Origin of the sequence: Bacillus sp. S/N-304-OC-R1 (assembly GCF_019749375.1) — a bacterium.
GTDB lineage: Bacteria > Bacillota > Bacilli > Bacillales > Cytobacillaceae > Cytobacillus.
This window is the reverse complement of the sequence record NZ_JACWFE010000021.1, coordinates 100,289-119,436: the sequence shown is the minus strand read 5'-3', so window position 1 is coordinate 119,436 and position 19,148 is coordinate 100,289. Positions and strand designations below refer to the sequence as shown.

Annotated in this window: 15 protein-coding genes; 13 read left to right on the top strand and 2 right to left on the bottom strand. The window is 37.1% G+C overall.

The window, feature by feature from the left end; translation table 11 throughout:
- The first annotated feature begins 69 nt into the window (after positions 1–69).
- Together H0173_RS16665 and H0173_RS16660 are read left to right on the top strand one after the other, a co-directional pair.
- Positions 70–477: a hypothetical protein gene (locus tag H0173_RS16665; protein WP_221847643.1), complete on the top strand. Its 408-nt coding sequence runs from the start codon at positions 70–72 to the stop codon at positions 475–477.
- Between the two features lie 950 nt (positions 478–1,427).
- The gene (locus tag H0173_RS16660) at positions 1,428–2,153 is read left to right on the top strand and encodes a C40 family peptidase (protein ID WP_221847642.1); all 726 of its coding nucleotides are present in this window, start codon (positions 1,428–1,430) and stop codon (positions 2,151–2,153) included.
- A gap of 83 nt (positions 2,154–2,236) precedes the next feature.
- Here H0173_RS16660 and H0173_RS16655 read toward each other — a convergent pair whose 3' ends face one another.
- On the bottom strand, positions 2,237–3,091 hold the full coding sequence (locus H0173_RS16655) for an accessory Sec system S-layer assembly protein (RefSeq protein WP_221847641.1): 855 nt from the start codon (positions 3,089–3,091) through the stop codon (positions 2,237–2,239).
- Positions 3,092–3,153: 62 nt separating this feature from the next.
- Positions 3,154–5,508, bottom strand: coding sequence for an accessory Sec system translocase SecA2 (secA2, locus tag H0173_RS16650; protein WP_221847640.1), 2,355 nt, complete (start codon positions 5,506–5,508; stop codon positions 3,154–3,156).
- Between the two features lie 373 nt (positions 5,509–5,881).
- Here secA2 and H0173_RS16645 point away from each other — a divergent pair, with 373 nt between their 5' ends.
- From H0173_RS16645 to H0173_RS16595, 11 genes are all read left to right on the top strand, one after another.
- Entirely contained in the window at positions 5,882–6,940 is a 1,059-nt protein-coding gene (locus H0173_RS16645; protein ID WP_221847639.1) for a glycosyltransferase family 4 protein, read from the top strand.
- Between the two features lie 150 nt (positions 6,941–7,090).
- The gene (locus H0173_RS16640; RefSeq protein ID WP_221847638.1) at positions 7,091–8,203 is read left to right on the top strand and encodes a DegT/DnrJ/EryC1/StrS family aminotransferase; all 1,113 of its coding nucleotides are present in this window, start codon (positions 7,091–7,093) and stop codon (positions 8,201–8,203) included.
- Positions 8,204–8,368: 165 nt separating this feature from the next.
- Positions 8,369–9,112, top strand: a complete 744-nt coding sequence (locus H0173_RS16635) for a hypothetical protein (RefSeq protein ID WP_221847637.1) — start codon at positions 8,369–8,371, stop codon at positions 9,110–9,112.
- Positions 9,105–10,115: a Gfo/Idh/MocA family protein gene (locus H0173_RS16630; protein ID WP_221847636.1), complete on the top strand. Its 1,011-nt coding sequence runs from the start codon at positions 9,105–9,107 to the stop codon at positions 10,113–10,115. The genes H0173_RS16635 and H0173_RS16630 overlap by 8 nt, the downstream gene beginning before the upstream one ends.
- 15 nt (positions 10,116–10,130) lie before the next feature.
- A complete protein-coding gene (locus H0173_RS16625) occupies positions 10,131–11,444 on the top strand; it encodes a nucleotide sugar dehydrogenase (RefSeq protein WP_221847635.1) in 1,314 nt (437 codons plus the stop codon).
- Between the two features lie 351 nt (positions 11,445–11,795).
- Positions 11,796–12,527, top strand: coding sequence for an acyltransferase (locus tag H0173_RS16620; RefSeq protein WP_221847634.1), 732 nt, complete (start codon positions 11,796–11,798; stop codon positions 12,525–12,527).
- A 1-nt stretch (position 12,528) separates the two neighbouring features.
- Positions 12,529–13,956 carry an oligosaccharide flippase family protein gene (locus tag H0173_RS22550; protein WP_221847633.1) on the top strand — a complete coding sequence of 476 codons (1,428 nt, stop codon included), beginning with the start codon at positions 12,529–12,531 and terminating at the stop codon, positions 13,954–13,956.
- A 19-nt stretch (positions 13,957–13,975) separates the two neighbouring features.
- Positions 13,976–15,574 (top strand): asparagine synthetase B family protein, encoded by a 1,599-nt coding sequence (locus H0173_RS16610; protein ID WP_221847632.1) that lies wholly within the window; start codon positions 13,976–13,978, stop codon positions 15,572–15,574.
- On the top strand, positions 15,571–16,629 hold the full coding sequence (gene wecB, locus H0173_RS16605; RefSeq protein WP_221847631.1) for a non-hydrolyzing UDP-N-acetylglucosamine 2-epimerase: 1,059 nt from the start codon (positions 15,571–15,573) through the stop codon (positions 16,627–16,629). Before H0173_RS16610 ends, wecB begins: the two co-directional genes overlap by 4 nt.
- 10 nt (positions 16,630–16,639) lie before the next feature.
- Positions 16,640–18,022 (top strand): O-antigen polymerase, encoded by a 1,383-nt coding sequence (locus H0173_RS16600; protein WP_221847630.1) that lies wholly within the window; start codon positions 16,640–16,642, stop codon positions 18,020–18,022.
- 11 nt (positions 18,023–18,033) lie between these two features.
- Complete coding sequence (locus H0173_RS16595) at positions 18,034–19,140, top strand: glycosyltransferase (protein WP_221847629.1); 1,107 nt, start codon at positions 18,034–18,036, stop codon at positions 19,138–19,140.
- Positions 19,141–19,148: the final 8 nt, after the last annotated feature.

Sequence of the window (19,148 nt, the reverse complement as noted above, 5' to 3'; positions counted from 1 at the left end):
ACATGCAATCTTATTTTTGTTCCTGTTTAAGGAAAATCCTTAAAGACCCTTTTCGTTGGAGGGAAAAGAATGTCATTTAGTTCTGAATATGATCAAGTTAAAAAACAGTTTGAAAAAGAGCCTCCCAAAATAATTGGGGGATATAAGAGACAAGGCTGGGCTCAGAAAACTTTAGATAAAACAGCAAATGATGATATTGAGCAAGAGCCGAAAGGGTTTGTTACGGCAAAGGCAATTCTTGAAGCGCACGATGGAACTTATTATCCAGCTTTTTTACTAATTGACACGAAAAAAAGCGGAAAAATCAAAGATGCTTTCTTTCTATCTGAAGTAGAAGATCAATTTCATCTCATTCCATTGGAGCTCGCTTTGGAATATATTGATAAAGATGCAAGTGATTTAATGCCTTTCCGATATAAAACGCTTGTAAAAATCAAAGGAGACCAATATCAAAAAAATTGGCCGGATTTTTCCTAAACCTTCTTGAAAAAGAAGGTTTTCCTGCTTTTTGCAGGTTTATTAGAATTAAAGGGATCACCTGACTTGAAACTTTTCCAAAATGAGTTCCGGTAACATTAAGAGAATGTAAAGGTTTTGAAGGGAATGACAGTTTTCTTTTTTACTTTGGTAACAGTGTTTCTGCAACTTGCTCGATTACATCAAAAGCGGAGGATTTAGATCACAGGCTAAACCGTTGCCTTTGGGCATTCATGAACATGTTTTTATTCAGGCTTTGCAAAATTGAACTTACCTATGTACTGGTTTTTATCAAGACATTTTGATAACGCGTCCATAGGACTCTTTAATGAATGGATTTTAGCTAAAACCTCAAAAAACTATGACATAGCACTTGCCCATGAACGGGTATTAGCTCAAACTAAACAAACCCGCGTCCCTAAAACGCCCCAATTCACTTAAAACCCGTATTTTAAATGTGCCTGTTTTAGCACTCAGAGACCATAAAAATTAAAAGCTGCGAAACACCAAATAGCAAAATGTCATAATAAAACTAATGCATTTATGGTCCCATTTTTAACAAGTAGTTTTACCTGTAACAGTCAAGATTTAACAATTAATATTAATTAGAATCTAATATCACAACTCCTGCTCCCTATAAGAATTTTACAAACAATGTCGAAACGTCATTTATTCAGTCTTCCTACTAAATTCCTAATCAATCTTCAAGCTATTCATGCCATGCTTGTCTACTTAATGCTATAACCTAATCAAAAGCAATCATTAAAACTGTCTTACAAAAAATGTTTGCTGGTTCTGTTATACTAGTAAAATAGTCTCTTTTTGTAACATTTTTGTAATGTTAGAGCGATTATTTAATAGAATTGAAAAATAAAATTGCCTGAAAATAATGTAAAATCATATTAGTAACCGATAAGATATGACAATTTTCTTGTTTTCGGGAGGCACACATGAAAAAGTTAGCGAAAGTAGTATTAACAGCCTCTTTGCTTTTCCCAACGTTTTTTGGGGTTAGTAAAGCTAGCGCAGCTGAGCAAAATACAGATATTATTGAATATAGTAAGAAACTAATTGGAATTCCTTATGTTTACGGCGGAGATACTACTAGCGGGTTTGATTGCTCTGGATTTTTAGCCTATGTTTTCAGTCATTTTGGCGTTGATCTTCCAAGAATTTCAACTGATCAGTATCATAAAGGTATTTCTATCGATAAAGCAGATCTTATTCCTGGTGACGCGGTTTTCTTTAATACATTAGGTTCCCGTGTATCTCATTCAGGTATTTATATTGGTGATAATCAATTTATTCACGCAGATTCAACAAAGGGTATTAAAATAAGTAACTTAGAGACAGAGATGTATTGGAAGTCTAGATATGTTGGCGCAAAAAGGTTTGTTGAACTAGAGGCTCCTCCGGCTCCACCTGTTGATGGTAAGTTCATGGGTCTTGACATTAAGACTAATCAGATTGGGGTAGTTGAGATCAAGAAAGCCATTAATCTATGGAAGCGTGACAGTAATAATGAATTAGAAATGGTTCGCGTTCTTAAGCCTGGTGAGAAATTCCGTGTTTATACATATGATACAAACCATGGCGGACAATACGGCCTTGGTGGTACCTTTATTACAAATATGAAAGAACATATTGAATATCATGCATTAGATGCAAGCAAATAAAAAAGAGATTTGAAGCCCCTTAGCTTCAAATCTCTTTTTCTATCTAAAAATAAAAAGCGCCATAGAAATGGCGCTCAAAATATTTAAGATTGTTTAACATCCACTTTCGCTGATTGTGGCACATATGCTTTCCACCTGGATAAATCCAAATTTTCCTTTGTAATGGCTGATTCCGGAAACACAAATGTCCACGGTTTGCATGTCTGGCTTTTTACCTCTAGGTTATTTAATTGGAAGCCGGCTTGAGCAACAACTTCCTGAGATGCATCTTCAAAGGCAAGAGGAATATTTTCAATGAAAATACTGCGATTGCTGGCATTACGGATTAACAAAGTAACCGCAATTCCTTTTCCTTCGACAATATTAGCTTCTAAGCCCATGAAATTCACTTCTCCCTCACGAAGGGCGGGAAGGTTTTTATTAATTTCCTCTAGTTTCGCTTTTTGCTCATCACTTAAACTTGCTTCCCAGCTATCCTCTAAATCAAGTACAAGACCGTTTACTTGTTTTTTCTTCAGTTCGAATACCAGTTTCCAGCCTTTTTTAGGGATTTCCTCTACTAATTTATTTTCATTTTCAAATAGAAATCTCCAAGGTCTGCTCGTATTAGGAGGAAGCTCCCCAAATAGATCCATTTCGAAGCCTTTTCTTGCTAAAGGCTCATTGTTTTCATTAACAAGAACGAGATCAATCACTTCAAAAGAAATAGCTTGTGGCAGTGAACTGTTTAAGAACGCAGTGACGACAAATCCATCGTCATATTCATATAAATTGATCCCGCTCACAGACAGCTGGTTGGGCTGAAGGCGTGGGAGCTTCTGGTGATTGTATTGAAAAACATATTTCTCCTGTACAGTTAAATCCCAATCAGGATGATAGGATAGCTTTGTTTTGATACCATCTGCATTAGAAGCATTTGCTTTCTTTTTGTTTCCCATTAAAAAGCCACCTTTTTAATAATAATATTTGTTAACGGCGGCCCTTTTGGGGGCCACCGCTTTTACTCTGCTAAGTAATGCTGAATATACAACTTCGCCTGTTTTGTAATTTGAGCATCTAATTCTGCTAAGAAATGTAAGAATTCCTCATATGCTTCGCCTGCATATAAGCGATAAGGATCTTCCTGTCCATATCCACGGATGCCAATATCCTCTCTCATATGGAATAGCAGCTCCATATGAACAATCCAAGAGTGATCTAAAGTTTGTAAGTACATATTCTTTATTTGAACTTGGAAATTTTCGTTTTCTTCAAGAGTATTTAATAATTCTAGATGATTTTTAAAGAGATCATCAACTTTTACTTGTATCGCATGCTTTTCTGCTCCTTTTAGATCAGAAGCTGGGAATGGAAGATTTCCAAAAACAACGGTTAATTCTTCATATAGGCTTTCAGTTGGCCAATCTTCGAATAATACATCATCAGGACAATATTTCTCTACGAGCTTTTGTAAATGATTGTTTAGTGACGCTTTCAATAGTTCGTTAAAGTTCGTTATTGTCAGCAAGTCATTTCGCTTTTTATAAATAATTTTTCTTTGTTCGTCAACAATATCATCAAGCTTTAAAAGATGATTTCTAGATGAAAAATGTGCACCTTCAACAGTTTCCTGAACCTTTTTCACGAACTTGACCGGGTTAGGGGACACAATTAAGCCATTTTCATCAGATTTGATTTTTTTCTTCCATCTATCCATTTCTTCTTTATCATAGCTATGGAAAATATCATCTTCAATAGAAATAATAAATTGAGTAGAACCTGGATCTCCTTGACGGCCTGCACGGCCTCTTAGCTGCATATCAATACGTGCACTTTCATGAAGCTCTGTTCCGATAATTTGAAGGCCGCCTAATTCACGAACGCCTTCACCTAGAAGAATATCGGTACCGCGTCCAGCCATATTGGTTGAAATCATCACTTTATTCCTTTGCCCAGCTTGAGCAATAATCAGCGCCTCATCTTCTTCTGTTTTTGCATTTAGAATTTGATGTTTAATATTAGCCTTAGTTAAAAATGAAGATAAGCGTTCAGATTGTTCAATAGAAGTTGTTCCAATTAATACTGGGCGTCCTAATTGATTATGCTTGCTCACTTCATCAACAATTTTCTGCACTTTAGAATCATAATCTTTGTAGACTAATGGATCTTCATCCTGGCGGGCATTTGGTTTATTCGTTGGAATAGCAACCACTCGTAAATTATAAGTTTCCCAGAACTCCTGCTTAGCAGGCATAGCACTTCCAGTCATCCCGGCAAGTGTGGTATACATTCTAAAGTAGTTTTGAACTGTAATAGAGGCTTGTGTTTGGTTTTCCTCTTTTATTGTTACGCCTTCTTTTGCTTCAATGGCTTGATGAAGTCCGTCACTGAAAGTACGGCCTTCCATAATTCGACCTGTGTACTGATCGACGAGCATAATCTGATCATTTTTTACAATATAGTCTACATCTTTACGCATAACGACATGTGCTCTTAAAGACTGCATGATATTGTGAAGCAGTTCACGGTGCTCGGCGTCGTACAGGTTTGCAATTCCAAAAGCTTCTTCAAATACGTTCGCTCCATTATCAGCTAGAACGATTTGTTTTGTTTCAGGGTAAAATTCATAGTGATTGCTATCTTCAAAGTCTCTCACAATTTCGGATGTAATTTGAAAGAGTTCGGTAGCAATATCGGATTTACTAGCAATAATTAATGGTGTTCTTGCCTCGTCTATTAATATACTATCAATCTCGTCGACAATAGCATAATGTAAAGGTCTCTGCACTTGATCTTCAAGGCGATTGACCATGTTGTCCCGTAAATAGTCAAATCCAAACTCAGTGCCTGTTCCGTATGTAATATCAGCGTTATAGGCATCCTTTTTCTCAGATTCAGAAATTTGGGAAATGTTTAGTCCGACATTAAGCCCAAGGAATGTCAAAACTTTTCCCATTTGTTCACAGTCACGCTTAGCTAAATATTCATTGGCTGTGATGACGTGAACTCCTTTCCCTTCCAGCGCTTTTAAATAGGTTGGAAGTGTTGCAACAAGTGTTTTACCTTCTCCAGTTGCCATCTGAGCAATACCGCCGTCGAGAAGGACAAGCCCTCCAAGTATTTGGACGTCATAATGACGCATGCCAAGCACGCGATTTGATGCTTCGCGGACAATAGCAAAGGCTTCTTCTTTTAAATTTTGTATGGATACGCCAGAAGCAATTTTTTCTTTAAAGTATTGTGTTGCTTCTTTCAATTCTTCATCACTGAGTTGAGAAACCTTTGCCTCTAATTCATTAATGTTTGTAACATGTTTATATAGACGTTTTAGTTCGGCAGAATCTTCATTAAAAACTCGCTTCATTAAAGATAGCATGTTGTTCTCTCCTAAAACTTTATTTCTAGCTAAATTATAACATATTATGTAGTATAATATATTTTAGTCGGAATACGTCAGTTAATTTTTTACAGATTCTATTATTCTCTATTATTTGAAACCTTTTTCGAGAATATTCGTCAATTTTAGAGGATACTTCCTTTTTAGGTTGAAATGTTATAAAGATTTTTCGATGATTGAGGTGATAGTATAATTAAGGTATTAAATGATGCTGTTTTGTAATTTTTGTAAAAATGAAATTAATTGAATTCTTTTTGATATATGTTAGGATTATTCTAATCGAATTAAACATACCATTTAGAGGGATAATACTTGCCCCTAGCGGGATTACTACGAATACAAGGTGATATCATTGGATATAAAATTTATCGCTGCATTCCTAGCGGCTATAGTAACATCCTTACTTATTACACCCCTAGTCATTAAATTAGCGATTAAGATCGGCGCTGTAGACAAACCAAACAAGAGAAAAGTGCATTCAAGAATCATGCCGCGTCTTGGTGGTTTGGCAATTTTCGGCGGGGTAGTTGCCGGATATTTGGTTGGCGGTCTTTACAATGAAAAAATAACGGGAATTACAGTCGGTGCTATTATTATCATCATTACCGGTATCCTTGATGATAAATATGAATTGTCCGCAAAATATAAGCTTGCTGGCCAGCTTCTTGCTGCTGGAGCTGTTGTCGGAAGCGGATTAAACATCGATCACTTAACAATTCCTTTTGTAGGTACTTATGACATTGGAATATGGACGTATCCAATCACAGTCTTTTGGATTGTGGCTATTACAAATGCTATTAACTTAATTGATGGTCTTGATGGTTTGTCTGCGGGGATTTCCGCTATTGTAATCGGCACAATTGCCTTCATGGCTGGTGTTGCTGGCAAACCGCTGATCTTAATGTTATCACTTATATTATTAGGAAGTACGCTTGGATTCTTGTTCCACAATTTTCACCCGGCGAAAATTTTTATGGGTGATACGGGAGCGCTGTTCCTAGGTTACTCTATTTCTGTACTATCCTTATTGGGTCTATACAAAAGTGTCACGCTGTTTAGTTTTATTGTCCCAATTATCATATTAGGTGTTCCTGTTTTTGACACAACTTATGCAATCATTAGAAGGATTGTTAATAAAAAGCCAATTTCGGCTCCAGATAAGTCACATTTGCATCATAGGCTTTTAGCTCTTGGGCTTTCCCATAGAAAAACCGTATTATGTATATATGGTTTTGGAATTGTTTTTAGCGTAAGTGCCATACTATTCTCAACAGCTACATTATGGGTTAGTATTTTTCTGATCTTCGGTCTGCTGTTAATATTTGAACTGCTTGCTGAAGCAATTGGATTAGTTCATGAAAAGTATAAGCCTGTAATTAAAATTTATCGCAAAGTAACGGGAAGACAATAGAAATTGGCCGTTTGTGGACGCCCGCAAACGGCTTTTTTTAGAAGAATGGTTCGAAAAATGTCATAAAACCATAACGAAAATTGTCTGTTCTGCACCTATTTTGTGTTAAAATAATTTAGTATTTCATCTAGAAAGCTGGAGGAAATGAAAATGAATATTCCTATGTTAGATTTAAGTGAACAGTATCAAGAATTAAAAGAAGAAATGCTTACTGCTTTAGATCAAGTTATGAGTTCTTCCCGATTTATTTTGGGTGATAACGTTAAAAAGCTTGAAGCTGATGTAGCTGAGTTTAGCAATGTTAAACACGGTATTGGCTGTGCAAATGGCAGTGATGCAATACATATTGCTCTTCAGGCTGCAGGTATTAAGTCTGGAGATGAAGTCATTACAACACCATTTACATTCTTTGCAACAGGTGGTTCTATTGTCCGTGCAGGTGCAACACCTGTTTATGTAGACATTGACCCTGTTACGTTTAATATTGATCCTGCAAAAGTAGAAGAGGCCATTACAGATAAGACGAAAGCGATTATTCCGGTTCATTTATATGGACAAATGGCTGATATGGAAAAACTTCGCGAAATCGCAGACAAACATAATTTAGCGATTATTGAAGATGCTGCACAAGCAATCGGTGCAAAGCGCCACGGCAAAACAGTAGGAGAATTAGGAACAGCGGCTACTTACAGTTTTTTCCCTACGAAAAACCTTGGTGCATACGGAGATGCGGGAATGATTGTTACAAACGATGATGAAGTTGCTGAAAATTGTCGCGTTATTCGTGTGCATGGAAGCAAGCCGAAATACTATCATCATGTGTTAGGCTATAATAGCCGTCTTGATGAGCTTCAAGCTGCTGTATTAAATGTGAAATTTCCTCATTTAAATAAATGGAGCGAGTTAAGAAGAGAAAAAGCTGCTGTGTATACTCAGCTTCTTAATGAGCAATTAGGCGAGCTTGTGAAAACTCCAGTCGAAAAAGAAGGAAATTACCACGTTTTCCATCAGTATACGATTAGAGTAGAAAAACGTGACGAGCTTCAAGTATTCTTAAAAGAACAAGGCGTTCAAACGATGATTTACTATCCGCTTCCACTTCATGTTCAGCCTGTATTTAAAGATTTAGGCTATAATGAAGGAGACCTTCCTGAATCTGAAAAGGCTGCTAAGGAAGCATTATCCCTACCGATGTTCCCTGAGCTAAAGCAAGAGCAACAGGAATATGTAGTGGCTAAGATCAAGGAGTTTTACAACAAATAAAAAACCGAATGAAACGTCGCCGAATAGGGGGCGTTTCTTTTACTTGCTTGTGTGATGAACATAGTGCTGAAAAAAATTTTATTATTTAGGCCCTCATGTTGCATCTTTCAAGCACTACAACACAGAACAATGATTATATAAACTTTAAAAGGAATGGTGGTCCTGTTGGCAGAACAAAAAAGGTTTGTTTTATATGAGTACTTATTATTTTTTTGGAAAAAGAAGATATTCTTTATCATAATTCCATTAATATTTATGCTATTAGGGTTTGGGGGCTCATATTTAGTTCCTAAAGAGGGGAAATATGTAGGAACTTCGACTGTTTTTACTGGCTCAGTTAAATTAAAGGCTTTGACGAATCCGACTAATATCGATGCTGAATTTGGAAAAGATGTACACGGCGTCATTGATTCCTATGTTTCAAGCGAAAGTTATATCAAAATTAAAATTTATGATGACAATAAAGAGCGCTTGGAAAAAGATCTTCAAAAGATGACTTCAGGCGTTGAAGAAGCGCTTATAGAAAATTATAACCTTCGCTATAAGAAGACTGAAGAAGGAATTGAGGAAACACAGGCAAAGCTAGACGCCATGAATAATGTATTAAGTTCAGCAAGTAAGAAGATCGAGAGCAAGGACTTAACTATTGATGAAACAGCAAGAATTACTAGTTTACTTGAATGGACTGAGGTAGAAGCTTCAACAGCGTTAGCGTCCATCCAAAAAATGAATACAGATCTGGCCTTTTTCGAAAAGCCTTCAATTGTAAAACAAGACATTAACACAGTCGACACATATAAAAAAGAACTTACCTTAGCAGGTTTACTATTAGGAATCTTTGCGACATTCTTAATCCTGATGCTTTGGAAATATATTATTGAAGCCCGGAGGTATTACCAACATGATTAATTTTGCCATCGTAGGGATGGGCCATATAGCAAACAAACATATAGAGGCAATTCAAAATGCGGAGAATGCCCATTTATTTGCGATTTGTGATACAAATCCATCACGTTTGGAATTAGATCTTCCAGATGTGAAGAAATATACTGATTTACAAAAAATGCTTGAAGAAAATCCAGAGATTCATGTAGTTAATATTTGTGTGCCTTCAGGCCTGCATGCTCTCTTAACAAAAATAGTGGCAGAGAACGGCAGACATATTATTGTGGAGAAGCCGATGTCATTAAAGCTTCAGGACGCTGAGGATATGATCCAATATGCAAATGAGCACGGTGTAAAACTCGCGGTCGTTCATCCAAACCGTTTCAGACCTGCCATTCAAAAATTAAGAGAACAAATGGATGCAGGCGCATTCGGAAAGTTAAGTCATGCCAATGCTACTGTTCGCTGGAATCGCAATCAAGCTTATTATGATCAAGCTGAATGGAGAGGCACGAAAGAATTTGATGGTGGCGTCTTAATGAACCAGGCGATTCATGATCTTGATTTAATGCTATGGCTAATGGGTCCAGTTGAATCTGTACAGGCAATGGCAGCAACTCGTCTTCGTAAGATTGAAACAGAGGATGTAGCCGCAGCAGTCGTTCAATTTAAAAATGGGGCATTAGGTGTGATTGAAGCAGCTACAACGATTTACCCTAAAAACTTAGAAGAGTCTATTGCGATTTTTGGAGAAACAGCTTCGGTAAAAATAAGCGGCCGTAATGCAAATTTCATTGAAACGTGGGACATCGAGGGTGTAACAGAAGAGGAAGCGGACAAAATAAAAGATGAAATTAAAGCAGACCCATTTGGGAAGCCAGGGCATCAATGCATTATCGAGGACATGGCAATGGCAATACAAGAAAACCGTAATCCAATTGTAACTGGCGAAGACGGTCTCGCTCCTGTAAAATTAATACTGGCAATTTTAGAATCAGCCGAAACAGGGAAAAAAGTCGTTTTATAAAAGGAGAAAATAAAGATGGACGTATATACATCATTATTAAATAAAATTGAAAATAAAGAAGCTGTTATTGGAGTAGTTGGACTTGGTTATGTGGGTCTGCCTTTAGCAGTTGAAAAAGCAAAGGCTGGCTATAAAGTAATTGGCTTTGATGTTCAAGCAGCACGTGTTGAACAGGTAAATATGGGTATTAACTATATTGGTGACGTTGTTGACCAAGATTTAGCAGATATGATTAAAAGCGGTCATTTAGTAGCAACAACTGACTATGCACGAATTCAAGAGGTTGACGCTGTTGCCATCTGCGTTCCAACACCGCTTGATATTTATCAGCAGCCTGACACATCTTATGTGAAAAGCTCTTCAAAAGAAATTGCTAAGTATGCACATGAAGGTATGCTTGTCGTGTTAGAGTCCACAACATATCCTGGCACTACAGAAGAAATTGTAAAGCCTGCTCTTGAAGAAAAAGGCTTCAAAGTAGGGGAATCTGTTTTTGTTGCTTATTCACCTGAGCGTGTTGATCCAGGTAATAAACATTTCAAAACAAAGAATACTCCAAAGGTTGTTGGAGGGATTACGGAAAATTGTACGAAGGTTGCAGCAGCTCTTTATCGCAATGTACTTGAAGGTGATGTACACGAAGTATCTTCTCCTGCTGTAGCTGAGATGGAAAAAATCTTCGAAAACACATTCCGTCATATTAACATTGCATTAGCCAACGAAATGGCGATTTTATGCGAGAAAATGGGCATTGATGTTTGGGAAGTTATTGATGCAGCGAAAACTAAGCCTTATGGATTCATGGCATTCTATCCAGGTCCTGGTCTTGGCGGACACTGTATTCCAATCGATCCATTCTACTTAACATGGAAAGCACGTGAATATAACTACCATACGAAATTAATCGAGCTTGCTGGCGAAATTAACAACAGCATGCCTGAATACGTGATTACACGTTCTATGCAAGTTCTAAACGAAGACGGCAAAGCTCTTCGTGGAGCAAAAGTGGCAGTTCTTGGCGTAGCTTATAAAAAGGATATTGACGATGTTCGAGAATCCCCAGTATTAAAGATTGTTGAGCTTCTAGAACACCATGGTGCTGACTATACAGTTGTAGATCCATATGTGAAATCATTTAGATCATGCAATAAAAAGATTGAAACTGTGGATCTGACGAAAGAGCTTTTAAACGATGCGGATCTTGTTTTAGTTACAACTGATCATACTGATTTTGATTACAATATGATTGCACAAGAAAGCAAAGTTATTTTTGATACGCGTAATGCATTAAAAGATATCAATAAGCCTAATAAATATATTAAATTGTAATTTTATTTGGATTCAATAGGACTCCTCTGAATGAGGTTTAGGCTGAATTCGGAGGAGTTTTTTCATAACCTTGGTACCGATTTTAATGCGAAGTTATGCTGGAAACACCTTTCTTTCTGAGCTATTAGTCATTTAAGCAAGATCAGCTTATAATTTTATTGAATTTGGTGAGATTGTAGCTAAAAAAGGTTACTTTCTGAGAAATATTAGCAGACTTCTTCGATATATAGGCGACTTTCGAAATATATCGGCGACTTTCGGGATATATCGGCGACTTTCGGAATATATCCGCCAAATCAATCCAGATATCTGCAACTCTATAATTTTTAAAATAAAGGGAGATATACGAATATGAACTTTATTGATCCTTCCGCTCAATTAGATGCTTCTGTTCAAGTTGGACATTTTTCTGTTATTGAAAAGGATGTAAAGATTGGCAAAAACGTTATTGTTGGTAACCGTGTAACGATTCATGAAGGAACGTCAATCGGCGACAATACAACAATTGCAGATGGTGCTGTTGTAGGTAAACCGCCAAAGCCAGCAAAGACAAGTACAGTTAAGCTTTCTGATTCTATTCCTGCGTTAGAAATTGGGGAAGAGGTAACCGTTGGGGCGAACGCTGTGATTTATCGTGGCGCTAAAATTGGTTCAAGCACGCTGATTGCAGACCTTGCAAGTGTAAGGGAAAATGTTGAAATTGGTAACTTTGTCATTGTCGGCAGAGGAGTAACTGTAGAGAACTATGTGAAGATTGGTGATCGGACAAAAATTCAATCTAACTCGTATATTACAGCTTATACGACTCTTGAAGAGCAAGTTTTTATTGCACCGTGTGTGACGACGACGAATGATAATTTTATGGGAAGAACAGAAGAGCGCTTTGATAAAATTAAAGGTGCCCATGTAAAAAAAGGCGCACGTGTTGGCGGAGCCTCTATTATATTACCTGGAATTACAGTGGAGGAAGAAACATTTGTGGCTGCAGGTGCATTGGTGACGAAGGATACAGAGCCTAAGACATTAGTTAAAGGGGTTCCTGCGAAGTTCTCTAAAATGGTAGACGAGCGGGAGCTGTTATAGGGTGTTCGCCCAAATTAGGCGTTTAGGAGCGGATTCGCTCCTTTACGCATTTATGAACGTAGGAACGAAGCTGATAGCGTTTATCATGCTTCCGATTTACACATCTTTTCTTCCGGATCCTGCTCAATATGGAGTATTAGATTATCTGGATCGCTTTACATCTATGCTAACCTTTGTCGTCATTTTTGGTACGGATTCGGCTCTAGCTTATTATTACTTTGATAGTGAAGATAAGAAGAAGAGGCTTGAATATGTCAGATCGGTAATGACGTTTAGATTGCTGATTGTTTTTATTATTGCGATCGTTTTTCTAATTGGCGGGCAGTGGCTGACTCAGCTCTTAATTGATGACGCGAAACTTTACTACTTATTATATCTATCCATTGGAGTTATGGCCCTAGACACAGTCATCGCTTTAATCTTAACGGTTCTTCGTTATGATTTTTTCACAAAAAAGGTTGTTACCTTTACCATTCTTAAAATGCTTTTAATAGCTGTACTGTCTTATGTATTTCTAGCTTATGTAAGCCCTACGATTGATGGTATTATATACGGACGTCTAATCAGTGTGGGTATTGTTATATTGTTGCTAATTAAACCTGTATTAAAATTTACAAGGTTTACTTTTAATAAGAACCTATTAAAAGAAATCTTAATCTATGCCGCTCCTTTGGTACCTGCTTCTTTGGCTTTTTGGGTGATTGTAAATGCAAATTCATTCCTTTTAAAGGCATTCACTTCTTTACATGAAGTTGGTATATATGGAACAGCAGTTAGATTTGCTTCTTTAATTACTCTACTCACAAGTGGTGTGCAAATGGCTTGGAGACCGTTCTCCATGTCACTCAAGGATAAAAAAGACAGTCCTGTTTTATTTGCTAAGTTGTATTATGGTATTCTGTTGATAGGGACATTAGGCGTTCTATTTGTTGCAACCTTAATGCCATGGATTATTCGTATGTTAGGCAGCGGTTATCATGAAGCTTATCAATATGTTGCCATATTGTCTGCAGTTACCTTCTTAAATTTTTTCTATATGATTATCTCCGTGGGCATTTTCTTTACAAAACAAACGAAAATCATCTCATATGCCTTCGGAATGGCAGCGGTAGTGAATATAGTGTTAAATCTAATGCTAATTCCTTCTTTTTCAATATGGGGAAGTGTTTCTGCTTATTTAATTTCCTACTTGATTGCCATTACTTATATTTTTGTTAAAAGCCAAAAACTGTATCATGTTCCTGTATCCTTCGGGAAAATGGCCTTTTTGTTTCTGTCTTCTCTGTTAGCTACAGCTGCTATCGTCTATATTCAGGAGACAGATATTTCTAATAGCAACATTGTTTTTGCCTGGTTAGGTTATTTCGTTATGATCCTTATATCAAGGCTCGATAAAGATCTATTAAGAAAAAGATCCAAAGCACTATAATTTAAAATAGGTGATAGACTTGCAATTCTGTAAAGTAAAACTAAATACTAGAACCCAATTTAAACAAATGACCTTTCCCTTTGGCCAAATCTACTTTGCTGGATATTTTATCTTTCAAGGAAAGTATTATCCTGCACACGAGGCTTATGAGGTTTTTAAGGAGGAGGGCTTTTTCCTTAGTAACTTACATGAGATCATTGGTGAGTTTGCTTATATATGTGTTGGCCAAAACCAAGTAACTGCTATTGTAGACCGGAAACGAAGTATTCCTTTGTTTTATTATCAAGAGGGTTCAAGCTGGATTATTACCGATAGAATCACGCAGCAAGACGGGACTTCCTTCAATCAGACTGCTGTAAAAGAGTTTTTATTAACGGGCTTCACAGCCAATGAAAAGACACTTTACACGAATGTATTCCAAGTTGAAGCCGGCTCTTATATTCAAATTTCTAAAGCGGGAAAGCTTGAGAACAAAGAATATTATCAATTTTATCACCATCCAGTGGAAAAGGATTTAGAAACATTCAGTGAAGAATTGAAATGTGTTCTTCATGTTGTTTTCGAAGATTTAATCAAACGTTTGATTAATAAAACGCCAATCTTACCTTTAAGCGGTGGATATGACTCAAGAATCATTGCTCTTCTGTTAAAAGAGTTCGGAATAGAGAATATTGCCTCCTTCACATATGGAAAAAAGGAAAATAAAGAGGCCCAGGTTAGCCGTGATATTGCTAATCGGTTAGGGTTGAAATGGGACTTTATTGAATATAAAAAGGATGACTGGTATCGCTGGTACCATTCCAAAGAGTGGAAGAATTATGTTTCTTTCGCCGTTAATGGATCATCCATGGCTCACCTTCAAGACTGGCCGGCTGTTAGAGAAATAATTGGCAAGCAGGATGCCGAATATGTGTTTATCCCAGGCCACTCAGGTGACTTTGTCGCTGGTAGCCATTTGGCGTATGAGATAACAGTTGACCGAGAATTTACAGTGGAGGATGTTCTTCAATTTAATCTTAATAAGCATCATAAATTATGGGAAGTTGAACAGGGTATACACACATCTGCTCAAGATGTCCTGGCAGAAATGAAACGGTCGTTTAAAAATCTTCCTTTCCAAACAAATGAACAAGCGAGTGCCCTGTTTGAGTATTGGGACTGGAGAGAACGCCAGGCAAAATTCATTATTAACTCTGTCCGTGTATATGAGTTTTACGAAAAAAATTGGGATATTCCATTATGGGATGACCGGTTAATGGATTTTTTCAATACAGTTCCTGTTGATTTACGTTTTAAGAAGTATTTATATGATTACACATTAAACAAAATGTACCCAGATTATTTTCCGGAGCCTGTAAAGCCAGTCGGCAAGGAAGCATCCTTGAAACAAAAATATGGGGTCTTCTATAAGACCGCTAAGAAGCTATACAATCGGAAAAAGCTGTACCAGCAATATTACACAGAGCCAATGGAATGGTATGGGATTTATAAGAATTATCCAGAGTATGTAAAAGCATTGTCTTTCAAACATGATGGGCTTAAATATAAACAGCCTTATAATATTAATTCATTTTTAGCAAAAGACTATATTCAAAGCTTGAAAGGTGAATTTAAATGAAAATATTAACGATTCTAGGCGCAAGGCCGCAATTTATTAAAGCAGCACCAGTATCAAGAGTGTTAAGAAAGCATATGGAGGAGAAAATTATTCATACTGGCCAGCACTATGATGCCAATATGTCTGATATTTTCTTCGAGGAGCTTCATATTCCAAAGCCTGATTATCATCTAGGTGTGGGATCTGGTAATCACGGAAAGCAAACAGGTGAAATGCTTGCGAAAATCGAAGAAATCGTTTTAAGCGAGCAACCGGATTATTTAATGGTTTATGGGGATACAAACTCTACGTTGGCGGGCGCACTAGTGGCTGCTAAATTGCACGTTCCAGTCATTCATATTGAAGCGGGTCTAAGAAGCTTTAATAAGAAAATGCCAGAGGAAGTTAACCGCATCATGACAGACCATGTTTCAGAATTCCTTTTCTGTCCAACAGATACGGCTGTAGAAAACTTAACAAACGAAAATATTACCCACAATGTTTTTAACATTGGAGATGTTATGTACGATGCCGTTCTTTATAACCGCGAACTGGCTAAAGAAAAATCAAACATTCTAGAAGAAGCTGGGTTAACATCTAAGAATTATCATTTAATTACGATTCATAGAGCGGAAAATACAGATGATCTTCAAAATATGAAGAATATTTTAGAGGCTTTCTCAAAAATTGAAGATGTGAAGGTATGGCCGATTCATCCAAGAACAAAGCATAAATTAGCTGACTACGGTTTAAATCTTGGTGATGTACCGAACCTGAAAGTCATTGATCCTGTCGGTTATCTGGATATGCTGACTCTCGAAGCGAATGCGAAGAAAATTGTTACAGATTCAGGCGGTGTCCAAAAAGAGGCTTACTTTATGAAGGTCCCATGTGTTACAATTCGCGAACAAACAGAATGGGTTGAAACATTAACAGGAGAAGCGAATATTTTAACAGGAACAGATACAGAAAAAATACTAGCTGCCGTTGAAAAAGAGGTTCACCCGGAATATAAAGAAGTATTTGGTGATGGACAAGCTTCTGAAAAAATTGTTGACTTGCTCAGCAAAAAGTAGGTGCTAACGAATGTTGGCTTTTATTATATGGGTTATTGTTTTAGCCGTTTCCATAAAGCTATTTGCTAGTGTGTCTGGAAGCCTTTCATTAACGAAACCAAATTTAGGTTCATTAATCTTTTATTATTCCTTGCTTGTTTCCAGCTATATAGGCAGCCTGCTCATTGCGCTTGATATTGATCATTATTATATGATTAATAAGCTTCATCATGATGTTTACCGTTATATTGGTTTTGGAGCGGTTTCCTTTGTTATGGTTTTCCTGCCGTTATCTATGCTCCTAGTAAGCAGGCTTGCGGGATTTGACGCGAAAAAGGAATTCAATGATTATTTGAAAAAGCCGGTTGAAAATACATTTAGCCAGAAAAATGAATTCTATCTTCTGTTTCTCGGTTTATCTTTAATAAGTATGCTAGCTGTCGCTTATACTCTTTTAAAGACAAATCAAGTTCCTATTTTCTCACTATTAAAAGGGAACTTTTCAGAATTGGGCTTGCAAAGGATTGAAGCAGCAAGGAATTTTCATGGCAATGTCTATATAAGAAATATTTTTGCAATTGCTTTGACGCCTTTGCTTTCATTGATTGCCTATGTTTATGCGGTCAAAACTAGACATTTGAAATGGATATTCTTATTCTTTGCTCTATTTGCTTGTGCGGTTGCCATTAGTGTATATGATCTTTCAAAATCACCAATTTTCTTCTATATCATTATGTATATTTTTGTCAGATTATACGTAGGGAAGTTAGTCCTGACTTGGAATAAGATCATAGGCTACACGCTTAGCGGAGCCGTGGTTATTGTGGGGATGTATGTATTTATTCAAGGAGTTAAAGATTTAGAAAGCTTTTTCTCCTATTCGTCTGGACCGATTGGAAGAATTATTTTGGCGCAAATTTCGCCTACTTACCTGCACTTAGATTTGTTTGGGAATTCGATTCCATTTTTGAATGGCAGAAGCCTTCCATCCATTGTGATCGGATGGTTTGATTTAGAGCAGGTGCGTTCAGCAAGATTAGTGATGGCGAATGCTTTCCCGAATCGAATTGATGACGGAACAGGCGGAGTGCTGAATACGTTATTTATTGCAGAAGCTTATGCAAATTTCGGGTATTTGGGGATTATTCTTGGAACGATGTACGTAGGAGTTCTTGTTCAGCTTATTTATATCATTTTTATTAGGCTACCAAAGAACCCTGTCTTTTTATGCTTGTTTATTTATTTCTCAATTAATATTCCTCGGACATTAGTAGGTGGATTTACTGATTTTCTCTTTAATCCAATTTGGATTTTTATCACTTGCTTATTCGCTGGGATTCTATTGTTTATTAGATTTCGATTGGATTTGTTCGCTTACTTTTCAAGAAAAAAAGCTGCGGGCAATGAACGATAAGGAGAACACGTATGAAATCAGTTTTGCTTTATTATCCATTTGAAATAGCGGAAAATGCGAATAGCGGATCTAAGCTTCGGCCAAAGGAAATGTATAAGGCATTTCAGGAATGGGGAGCGAAAGAGAATATTGATATTCTGCTGTTGTCAGGAAACTCTTCTGCTAGGGAAGCCCTTTTTGAGCAATGGAAGGCAGAAGGGAAGCTTGAGAATGTTTGGTTTTGCTATATGGAAAACCAAACGATTCCTTTCTGGATGACAGATAAAGGACATATTCCAAAGAAACCGTTTATCGATAAAAAGGTGATGAGCTATTTAAAAGAACGTCATGTACCCGTTGGCGTTTTCTATCGTGATGTGTACTGGAAGTTCGATGAGCTTTATCCGTTAAAAGGGCCGAAAAAAGCAGTCATGAAAACCATTTATCGAATGGAAGAACGTTTCTATAATAAATACTGTCAGGTTATTTTCTTGCCAAGTGATGCAATGGGCAAGTTTGTTAACATACAAAGAACGATGATTTCTCTTCCGCCAGGCGGCAAGGAAATGAATATTGTTAAAAAGGAAAAAAATACTGAGCTGGCTCAGGGGCTTTATGTCGGCGGGATTAATAATGAAGATTACGGGTTGTTTCTTCTGCTCGATGCAATGGAAATCGCTAATGGGCAAGGGAAAGTGGCCGAATTGACAATTGTGTGCCGTGAGGATGAGTATAAGCAATTGCCAGAAGAGAAAAAAGCCCGAATTCAAGAGTTGGATGTGACTGTACGTCATTTGAGTGGAGAAGCCTTAAATGAGCTTTATCGGGAAATGGATTTTGCGTTTATCCCAAGATATCGCAGTACTTACAATGACTTCGCTGTTCCTGTAAAGCTTGTAGAGTATCTCTCTAATGAGCTTCCAGTTATCGCCACATATTGTCAAGCACAAAGAGAGATAATAGAGACAGATGGTTATGGAATTATTTGTGAGGATAAGTCTAATGACATGGCAAGGGCAATTGGAGAAATGGCACAGCATGCTGCGGATTACCGGGCAAACATTCAAAAAACCTTTTTGCAAAAGCATTCATGGGCTGCTAGGGTAGAAAAGGTCAAGAATGCTTTAGTAAAAGAGTAGTTTCAGCG